General features: G+C 66.3%; 11 protein-coding genes. 7 read left to right on the forward strand and 4 right to left on the reverse strand.

Annotated elements, in window-relative coordinates; all coding sequences use genetic code 11:
• Window positions 1-25 precede the first annotated feature (25 nt).
• Window positions 26-1,228, forward strand: a complete 1,203-nt coding sequence (locus L867_RS26005; RefSeq protein ID WP_084638674.1) for a GGDEF domain-containing protein — start codon at window positions 26-28, stop codon at window positions 1,226-1,228.
• A gap of 123 nt (window positions 1,229-1,351) precedes the next feature.
• Here the strand turns inward: L867_RS26005 and L867_RS0120630 are convergent, their stop codons facing one another.
• The gene (locus L867_RS0120630) at window positions 1,352-1,561 is read right to left on the reverse strand and encodes a hypothetical protein (protein WP_028738601.1); all 210 of its coding nucleotides are present in this window, start codon (window positions 1,559-1,561) and stop codon (window positions 1,352-1,354) included.
• Window positions 1,562-1,925: 364 nt separating this feature from the next.
• Between L867_RS0120630 and greA the strand changes: the two genes are divergently transcribed.
• The 3 genes from greA to L867_RS27180 all read left to right on the forward strand — a co-directional run bounded on the left by greA (window position 1,926) and on the right by L867_RS27180 (window position 3,060).
• Window positions 1,926-2,408: a transcription elongation factor GreA gene (gene greA / locus L867_RS0120635; protein WP_028738602.1), complete on the forward strand. Its 483-nt coding sequence runs from the start codon at window positions 1,926-1,928 to the stop codon at window positions 2,406-2,408.
• Between the two features lie 90 nt (window positions 2,409-2,498).
• Window positions 2,499-2,795, forward strand: a complete 297-nt coding sequence (locus tag L867_RS26010; RefSeq protein WP_051439140.1) for a type II toxin-antitoxin system ParD family antitoxin — start codon at window positions 2,499-2,501, stop codon at window positions 2,793-2,795.
• Between the two features lie 25 nt (window positions 2,796-2,820).
• Window positions 2,821-3,060: a type II toxin-antitoxin system RelE/ParE family toxin gene (locus L867_RS27180; RefSeq protein WP_232363988.1), complete on the forward strand. Its 240-nt coding sequence runs from the start codon at window positions 2,821-2,823 to the stop codon at window positions 3,058-3,060.
• Between the two features lie 123 nt (window positions 3,061-3,183).
• Here the strand turns inward: L867_RS27180 and L867_RS0120645 are convergent, their stop codons facing one another.
• Together L867_RS0120645 and L867_RS0120650 are read right to left on the reverse strand one after the other, a co-directional pair.
• Window positions 3,184-3,615: a type II toxin-antitoxin system VapC family toxin gene (locus L867_RS0120645; RefSeq protein ID WP_028738603.1), complete on the reverse strand. Its 432-nt coding sequence runs from the start codon at window positions 3,613-3,615 to the stop codon at window positions 3,184-3,186.
• Window positions 3,612-3,860 carry a FitA-like ribbon-helix-helix domain-containing protein gene (locus L867_RS0120650; RefSeq protein ID WP_028738604.1) on the reverse strand — a complete coding sequence of 83 codons (249 nt, stop codon included), beginning with the start codon at window positions 3,858-3,860 and terminating at the stop codon, window positions 3,612-3,614. Before L867_RS0120650 ends, L867_RS0120645 begins: the two co-directional genes overlap by 4 nt.
• A gap of 577 nt (window positions 3,861-4,437) precedes the next feature.
• Here L867_RS0120650 and L867_RS0120655 point away from each other — a divergent pair.
• Window positions 4,438-5,022: a DUF1214 domain-containing protein gene (locus tag L867_RS0120655; RefSeq protein ID WP_028738605.1), complete on the forward strand. Its 585-nt coding sequence runs from the start codon at window positions 4,438-4,440 to the stop codon at window positions 5,020-5,022.
• Window positions 5,019-5,591, forward strand: a complete 573-nt coding sequence (locus L867_RS0120660; protein ID WP_028738606.1) for a DUF1254 domain-containing protein — start codon at window positions 5,019-5,021, stop codon at window positions 5,589-5,591. Before L867_RS0120655 ends, L867_RS0120660 begins: the two co-directional genes overlap by 4 nt.
• 48 nt (window positions 5,592-5,639) lie before the next feature.
• Here L867_RS0120660 and L867_RS28085 read toward each other — a convergent pair whose 3' ends face one another.
• A complete protein-coding gene (locus tag L867_RS28085) occupies window positions 5,640-5,837 on the reverse strand; it encodes a hypothetical protein (RefSeq protein ID WP_028738607.1) in 198 nt (65 codons plus the stop codon).
• A gap of 402 nt (window positions 5,838-6,239) precedes the next feature.
• Between L867_RS28085 and L867_RS26015 the strand changes: the two genes are divergently transcribed.
• The gene (locus L867_RS26015) at window positions 6,240-7,340 is read left to right on the forward strand and encodes a DUF2336 domain-containing protein (RefSeq protein ID WP_104368048.1); all 1,101 of its coding nucleotides are present in this window, start codon (window positions 6,240-6,242) and stop codon (window positions 7,338-7,340) included.
• Window positions 7,341-7,654 lie beyond the last annotated feature (314 nt).

Raw genomic sequence — 7,654 nt, forward strand, 5'->3', positions numbered from 1 at the left:
CCCGACATTGATCACAGGACCAAGCATGAACCACTGGCTCGGCCTTGCCGCGCTTCCGCGTCTGACGGACGAGCAGATGGCAGCCTACGAGATATCGCGCGCGAACGCCCGCGGCCATGCCCTGTCGCGCATGACCGTGACGATCGCCGCCTTCTATCTGTGCTATGCGCTGGTCGACGTGCTGATCCTCGGCGACATCGTCTGGCTGTCGCTGTCGCTGCGCTTCGGCTTCATCCTGCCGCTGGCGCTCGCGCTCGGCTGGTACCAGACGGGTATGGCGCGCTCGATCCGCGCCCGGGAAATCGCCACGCTTGGCGTCAGCATGGCGGCGAACCTCGTCTGGTGCATCGTGCTCGCCTCGAGCCACAATCCGGCGGTGCTGCACTATTTCTACGCCGCGGCGATCTTCCAGATGGTGGTAACGATCGCCATCCGCCCGACCTTCGACCTCGCCGTGTGGGCAAGCCTCGGCACGACGGCGATCAATTACGCCATGATCGGCCTGCTCGAAGGCGTGACGCCCGTCTACCTCTTCTATCACCTGGCGGTCTATGTGCCGACCCTGGTGCTGACGCTGGTCGCCAGCCACCAGCTGGAGGTCGAGCGGCAGGGCGCCTTCCTGCAGCTGCACGAGAACGAGGCGCTGAAGCGCGAGCTGTCGCGGCAGAACGACGAGCTGGAGCGGCTGTCCTCCACCGATCCGCTGACGCAGCTGCCCAACCGGCGCGGCACCGAGGCCGAGATCGCCCGGTTGCGCCGGCTGCTGACGCCGGCCGGGCTTTCGGCCAGCGCTGTGCTGATTATCGACATCGACCACTTCAAGGCGTTCAACGACACCTATGGCCACGGCGCCGGCGACGACTGTCTCAAACGGGTGGCCCAGGCCATGCGGCGCGAACTGCCCGACACGGTGCATATCGCCCGGCTCGGCGGCGAGGAATTCCTCGTCGTGCTGCCGCAGGGCGTGCCGGCGCGCGCCGAAATGCTGGCCGAACGGCTGCGCCGGGCGGTGAGCGCGCTTTCCATCCGCCACGACCATACGGGCGACCGCAATCGCCGCGTCACCATCAGTCTCGGCGTCGCCTGCGGCTCGATCGCCACCGATGCTGCGCTGGCGCAGCTGCTTCAAGCCGCCGACGAGGCGCTCTACGCCGTCAAGGCGGCGGGCCGCAACGGCTGGCGGCTGGCCGCCGCGGCGGCGGACGTGGCACGGACCGACGCGGCCTAGCGTGTTTCCGCTTTAAACGGCGTCGCGGAAACGCTCTATCTGCTTGTTTTTTCGCGTTTCCGGACGGAAAACCGCTTCGCACTTTTCCTGGAGATGCTTTAAGCCCGCCGCCCGGTGCGGACGCTACTCGGTGCTGACCTTCTCTTCCGCCGGCAGGCGCGACTGCTTGAGCAGCACGACATCCGTTACCGCCGGCTCGTCGGGCACGATGCTCGCCGTCGTCATCTGCCGGTCGACATTCACCGCGGCGCTGGTGGTGTGAGCGCCGCAATCGGCCAGGGCAAATCCCGCCGACAGCGACAGCACGGCGGCACTGAAGGCAAGAGTCTTCATGGCTCATTCCTCCTTTGGTTCACCGGTCGAAAGATAGCGCGTTCTTGAGGGGATGCTAAATCACGTTTCCGAGGGCGACGCGCTTGCTCCCCCCGGCGCTCGGGCGATCTGGCTCCGGCGATCTGGCTCCGGCGATCTGGCTCGGGCGATCCGGCTCAGGCGGCCGGATGCGGACAGGTGCCGCCCGGCGAGCGGTCCCGCCTGCCGACCCGACCGATCGATCCCGGCCAGGAACCGCGGCCACCGATCGCGGCAATGGATCAACACGGACGGTTGGTCTATGGTCCCTCGATGCGCTGCGGCCGCCACGGGTTTTCCCCCCGATGCGCCGCCGGGCCTTCAGCATGGCAAGAGGAGTTGCAGAGTGAGCGTTGCCTTCGTCAAGGAAGAGAGTGCCGAAGCGGCGGCGGAAACCCTTCTGCCCGACCGCCCGATCTCGCCCCACCCCAACCTCGTCACCGAGGAAGGCCTGAAAGCACTCGAGCGGCAGCTTTCCGAAGCGCGCGCCGCCTATGAAGCGACGACCGGGATCGAGGACGTCAACGAACGCCGGCGCCAGGCGGCCGGCCCCTTGCGCGACCTGCGCTATTATTCCGAACGCGTGCATTCCGCCCAGCTCGTGCCCCCGCCGGAGACCACCGACCGCGTCGCCTTCGGCGGCACCGTCACCTTCTCACGCGACGACGGCCGGGTGCAGACCTACCGCATCGTCGGCGAGGACGAGGCCGACCCGAAAACCGGCTCGATCTCCTACGTCTCGCCCGTCGCGCGGCTTCTGATCGGCAAGGAAGTCGGCGACGTGGTCTCGCTGGGCGAGCAGGAACTGGAGATCGTGGCGGTGGGGTGATGGGGGGAACGCGCGGAAGTGCACATGCGATGGACATTGCAATAGTATTGGGTTTTTCCATATATTGCGAGGAACACAGGAGCCCCACCCATGGCACGCGCAAAGACCTTTTCCCTCGGCGACGCCTATGACGGCATCCTGGCCGATCTGGTGCGAAGCGGCCGGTTCGGCACGGAAACCGAAGTGGTTCGGGCCGGAATCCGCATGCTGGCGGACTATGAGGTCAAAATGCGCTCGCTGCGGCAGGACATCGGCGCCGCCGATGCGGAGATTGCGGCGGGGCGCGGCAAGGCATATTCTTCAAGCGCCGAAATCCTGGACGAGGTGATGGAGGAGAGCCAGAGCCATCGAACCGAAACGCCTGATCATCGCGCCGCTGGCGATTGAAGATCTGCGGGGCATTCGGCGCTACATCGCCCGGACCAGCCCGCACTATGCCCGCGCGTTCCTGGCGGACCTGACCGCCAAGATCGCATGGATTGCCGAGGTCGACTTCACCGGCTCGCCCCGGGACCACATTCTCGAAGGCCTGCGGGGCCTGCCCTACCGCGACCGCTGCATCTATTTCCGCACCTATCCCGACCGCATCGTGATCCTGCGCGTGCTGCACGGCGCGCAGGACGTCGGGCCGCTGGATTTCGGTAGGGAATGAGAGGGGGGCGATGTTGTTTGGGACGAGGCCGAGCGTTCTTTCGACCGAGCCGCCGTTGCTTTGACCCGGCGCAGCCTTGAGGGCCATGCCGTCAACGTGCCCATCTCGCCGGTCAGAAAATCCCTAGTCGAGTGCGCGAAATTCCCAAGGGTTGATGACGGTTGCGCCGGTCTCGGCGAAATCGGCGACATTGCGGGTGGCAATGGAGGCGCCGCGCGAGACGGCAATGGCGGCGATCTGCGCATCGAACTGGCTGATCGGCCGACCGATGGCACGGCGACGGGCAGCAATCACGGCGTAGCTTGCGGCCGCCTCGCGATCGAAGGCGAGGACGCGGCCCGCGAGGTCCTCGGAGAAGATCGGTCTCACGGCCGCTTCGAGCGCCTGACGTCGGCGGCCGTCCGGCAGGAGCGCCAATCCGTACAGGATTTCCGCCTCGGTCACGGCCGTGGTGAAGACCGCGGCGGCAGGCTGTGCGGAAAGCCAGGATACGACCGCCTGCGAAGGGCTCGGCGCCAGAAGTTCGGACAGGACATTGGTGTCGAGGACGATCATTCGCCCAGGACCGGTGCCTGCCGGATCGGCTCGCGCGGGGCGATCTCGAGCTCGACGCCGCCCAGCGCGGCGACCCTTTGCCGGATCGTCTCGGCCAGATTGCCGGGCCGCCGGCCTTCCGCCGAGAGCGTTGAACGCAGAATGTCGCGCGCCTCGTCCTCCATGGAGCGCCCATGGGTCGCGGCGCGCAGACGCAACCGCTGTTTCAGCCCGTCATCGAGATTGCGAATGGTGATGCTCGCCATTTCAGCTCCTGTCATCAATGATTGCAATGTAGTCAATGATTGCACATCGATCAAGGCTGGTGCGCCGCCTTCCCGCCTGCATCGCCTTCCCCTTCGGAGAATCAATTCTTCCGATTTGACCGTCCGATCCAGGACCGCCCCTCATCCGCCTGCCGGCACCTTCTCCCCGTAAACGGGGAGAAGGGACGAACGGCACCGCCGTGGCGGTTCCCTCTCCCCGTTTACGGGGGTCCGAAGGACGGGTCGAGACACGTGGCTCGACCCCGGTCGGCTCAGGGTGAGGGGCAAGGCCGGAGACCCAACGGCCGGTGGCGGGCGTGGCTTTCGACAGGCGGCGAACTCGTGGCCGCCGATGTTTGCGGTTCTTGCGTCATTCACGCCTTCCACGTTCGGTCTGCACCTCCGTCTCGTCTGCATGCCTCCCGCCACCCCCGGCCCTTCGCTTGGGCTCAGGGCATTCGTCATTCGAAACGATTCGCTGGATCGTTTCGTCGGCTTCGCCGACCATTCCTCACCCTTCACCTTCCCCGGAATCAGTGCTACCCGTTTGACCGTGCAATCTGGTTCAAGGCATCACGTGTTTCGGGTTCCCCTTCTCATCGCCGTTTCGCTCATCATCGCCTTTGGCGGGGGGATATTGACGACGCTTTCGGCGCTCAATGCGTCGGCCGGCTTCGGCGCCATTCGGCTCGGCGTATGGAGCGCCTTTCCCGACGTGCAGACGGCCGGGGCCGACCCTTACGCCAAGTCGCACCGCGCCAAGGCCGGGCGGCTGCTCTATGGTTCGGCCGAGGGACTGACGTTCACCGCCTCGACCGACGAGAGCGGGCAGCAGCTGACCGCCAACTGTACGTACAGGATCATCGGGCGTACGCCGACGGCAAGGCTGTGGACGCTCTATGCCGCCGATCCGGACGGGCAGCCGCTCGAGACGCGGGCCGAACTGCCCTTCGCGCAGAATTCGCAAGGCATCCTGCGCAATCGCGACGGCTCGTTCGAGATCACCGTTTCGCCGACGGCCAAGCCGATGAACTGGCTGGCGCTGCCCGATGCCGGGGCGTTTTCGCTGGTGCTAACGCTCCTCGACACGCCGGCGGCCGGCAGTTCGGGGCTGATCGGGCTGGAAATGCCGAAGGTGGAGAGCCTGGGGTGCGGCCAATGAACCGGCTGCCCTATGCGGTGCTGACCGGCCTGATCGGCGCGGCCCTTCTGCACATCATCATCATCCTGTCGCTGCCGCATTTCACCGGTCGGGATGCCTTTACCCGGGTGAAGATGCTCGGGCCGTCGCATCGCTTCATCAGCCTGCCGGATCTTTCCCACGCACGGGCCGACACGCGGGCCGATGCGGGCGGGCTTGCCAATGTCGATCCGTTCCTGAAGGTGGCGGTCTGCCATTTCGACCTGACGCTGGCGCCGATCCGGCTTCTCGCGCCTGCCGGCCCGAGCTTCTGGTCGATGGCGGTCTACGATCAGGATTCCAACGAGGTGTTCTCGATGAACGACCGCACCTCGGTCGGCGGCGATCTCGATGCGCTGGTGGCAAGCCCCGTGCAGGTGTCGCAGATCCGCAAGGCGCCGGGGGCGGCGCTCACCCAGTCGATCATCGTCGAGCACAAGGGCACGACGGGCTATATCGTGCTGCGCACCATGGTGCCGGCGCCGAGTTTTTCAGCCCAGGCCTCGAACTTCCTCGACGAGGCGGTGTGCGCGCCGCTCACCGACGACTGAGGCCAAAGGCCCCGCCTGCCGTCGCCGTCGGCAATGCTTCTGCCCGCCTCAGCGGCCGAGGCTGTCCTGACCCTTGCCGCCCTGCGGACGCGGCAGCGCCGGAAGCCGCGGCTCGGCCTTCGCCGGCGGCTCGCGCCGCTCGTAGCGGATGCCGGTGAACAGCAGCACCTGTGCCGCCGCACCATCGCTGCGCACGGCGCGCGCGCCGAGCGAAAGCCTGTCCGTGATCCTGATAATATTCGCCATTCTCGTCTCCATGATTGAAAATCGAGACGGATGAAGTTTCTAGCGATCTCACCCTGCCCTTCGCTTGGAAGAGCCAGCGCAATCTCCGACCGCCGGACCGCGCGATATGATGCGGCCGGCGCCGGCCGAAGCCATTTTGCGCCTTTCTCTTGCGCGCTCAAAGAGGGGGTCGGGTCCTGCCCTCTGAGGGCACGCAAACTGCGGTACAAGCGAAGTCTAGGCGAATCATCTGTTCGCCACCACGCTACCGGACGATTGAGCCATAGCTTAGTTAACAGGTTGCTAACAAATTGGCTCTACAGTGTGCCAATCAGGTATTGCGTAGGTGTGGGTCTTGTCGTGATCGATCAGTTTCGAGAGCTGGAAAAACCGGTGAGCGTGAGGAAAAGGGACGTTGTGTTGATGGCGACCGTCACGAGTTTCGAAGCCCTGGCCTTCCCGAGCAAATCCGAACTTAGGCAATTTGCCGAACTGTTCACGCCGCTGTTCCACGCCTCGACCGAGGAAGCCCGCCGCCAGGCGGTGGCGGCTCTGTCGCAATGCCCCAACGTGCCGGGCGCGGTCGCGCTCTTCATCGCCTCGCAGCCGATCTCGATCGCCGCGCCCTTCCTCGTCTCCTCGCCCTGCCTGTCCGACGACCTGCTGATCATGATCGCCCGCACCCAAGGGGCGGCCCACGCCCGCGCCATCGTCCGGCGCGACCAGCTGTCGCCCACCGTGATCGACGCGCTGGTCGGCCTGCGCCACGGCGAGCCGGCCCGGACCGCAGCACCCGCCGCCGAAGCCGAGACGAAGGCGGAAGCGATGGCCCGGACGACGGCCAGAACCGCCGCATCCGACCGCGCCGCACCGGCCACAACCGCAACCGCACCGGCCGCGACCCCCAAGCCGGGCAAGACGGCAGGATCCGCCGCACCGAGCCCCGCACAGGCAGCTGCCGAGACCGCCGCAGCCGCTGCCACCATGAGCGCCGCCGAGCGCGAGGAACAGCTGCGCGACCAGATCCGCAGGCTTGCGGCCCATGTCAACCGCCCGACGTCGGACCGCCTTGGCCTTCGCACCGTGACCGCCATGCAGGCGGCGCTTCTGGTGCGCTTTGCCCGCAACCGCGAGGGCGCCCATTTCGCCACCACGCTGGCCGACATCCTGTCCTCCAGCCGGTGGCTGGCCGAGCGCATCCTGCTCGACATTTCCGGCCGGCAGCTGGCGACCACGCTGCTGGGCGTCGGCATGGAAGCCGCCGAGGCGGTGTTCGTGCTGGAGAGGCTCTATCCGCATCTCGCCAAGCCGGCGCCGGGCTCGACCCGCGCCGAGCAGCTGTGGAACGGGCTCAATGCCGTCGAATGCGAGGAACGTATCGAGACCTGGCGGCGCGCCGACAGCTATACCTTCCAACCCGAGCAGGAGCCGGCCGCCCTCGCACCGGCCAACACGCCCGCCCCGACCCTCGTGCCTTCCAGCGACACCCGCAGCCGCCCGGTCCTTCGCCATCGCATGCGGTGATGGGGCTTTCTTCTCCCCTTGTGGGAGAAGAAGCGAAATCGGCACCTTAGCGTCAGCTAAGTGCCAGATTTCGCAGATGAGGGGGTTGTGGGGATGAGGCAGAAAAGAACCCCCTCACCAACAAAATCTACGACTTAGCTGCGCTAAGGTCGTGATTTTGTATCCTCTCCCACGGGGGGAGAGGAGAATGCCCCGAGCGCCGCGGCCGTCTTCTCCCCGTCGAGGGAGAAGAAGCGAAATCGAGGGCTTAGCCGAAGGCTAAACCTCAGATTTCGCAGATGAGGGGGATGGGCGGGGACGGCAAGAGCGAACCC

The organism is Paenirhizobium selenitireducens ATCC BAA-1503 (genome assembly GCF_000518785.1).
GTDB lineage: Bacteria > Pseudomonadota > Alphaproteobacteria > Rhizobiales > Rhizobiaceae > Allorhizobium > Allorhizobium selenitireducens.

Excerpts from the sequence above, each read along its gene's own strand:
- L867_RS26005 (WP_084638674.1), top strand. The coding sequence starts at position 26 with ATGAACCACTGGCTCGGCCTTGCCGCGCTTCCGCGTCTGACGGACGAG.
- L867_RS0120630 (WP_028738601.1), bottom strand. The coding sequence starts at position 1,561 with ATGAAGACTCTTGCCTTCAGTGCCGCCGTGCTGTCGCTGTCGGCGGGA.
- L867_RS26010 (WP_051439140.1), top strand. The coding sequence starts at position 2,499 with ATGGCACGCGCAAAGACCTTTTCCCTCGGCGACGCCTATGACGGCATC.
- L867_RS0120645 (WP_028738603.1), bottom strand. The coding sequence starts at position 3,615 with ATGATCGTCCTCGACACCAATGTCCTGTCCGAACTTCTGGCGCCGAGC.
- L867_RS0120650 (WP_028738604.1), bottom strand. The coding sequence starts at position 3,860 with ATGGCGAGCATCACCATTCGCAATCTCGATGACGGGCTGAAACAGCGG.
- L867_RS0120660 (WP_028738606.1), top strand. The coding sequence starts at position 5,019 with ATGAACCGGCTGCCCTATGCGGTGCTGACCGGCCTGATCGGCGCGGCC.
- L867_RS28085 (WP_028738607.1), bottom strand. The coding sequence starts at position 5,837 with ATGGCGAATATTATCAGGATCACGGACAGGCTTTCGCTCGGCGCGCGC.
- L867_RS26015 (WP_104368048.1), top strand. The coding sequence starts at position 6,240 with ATGGCGACCGTCACGAGTTTCGAAGCCCTGGCCTTCCCGAGCAAATCC.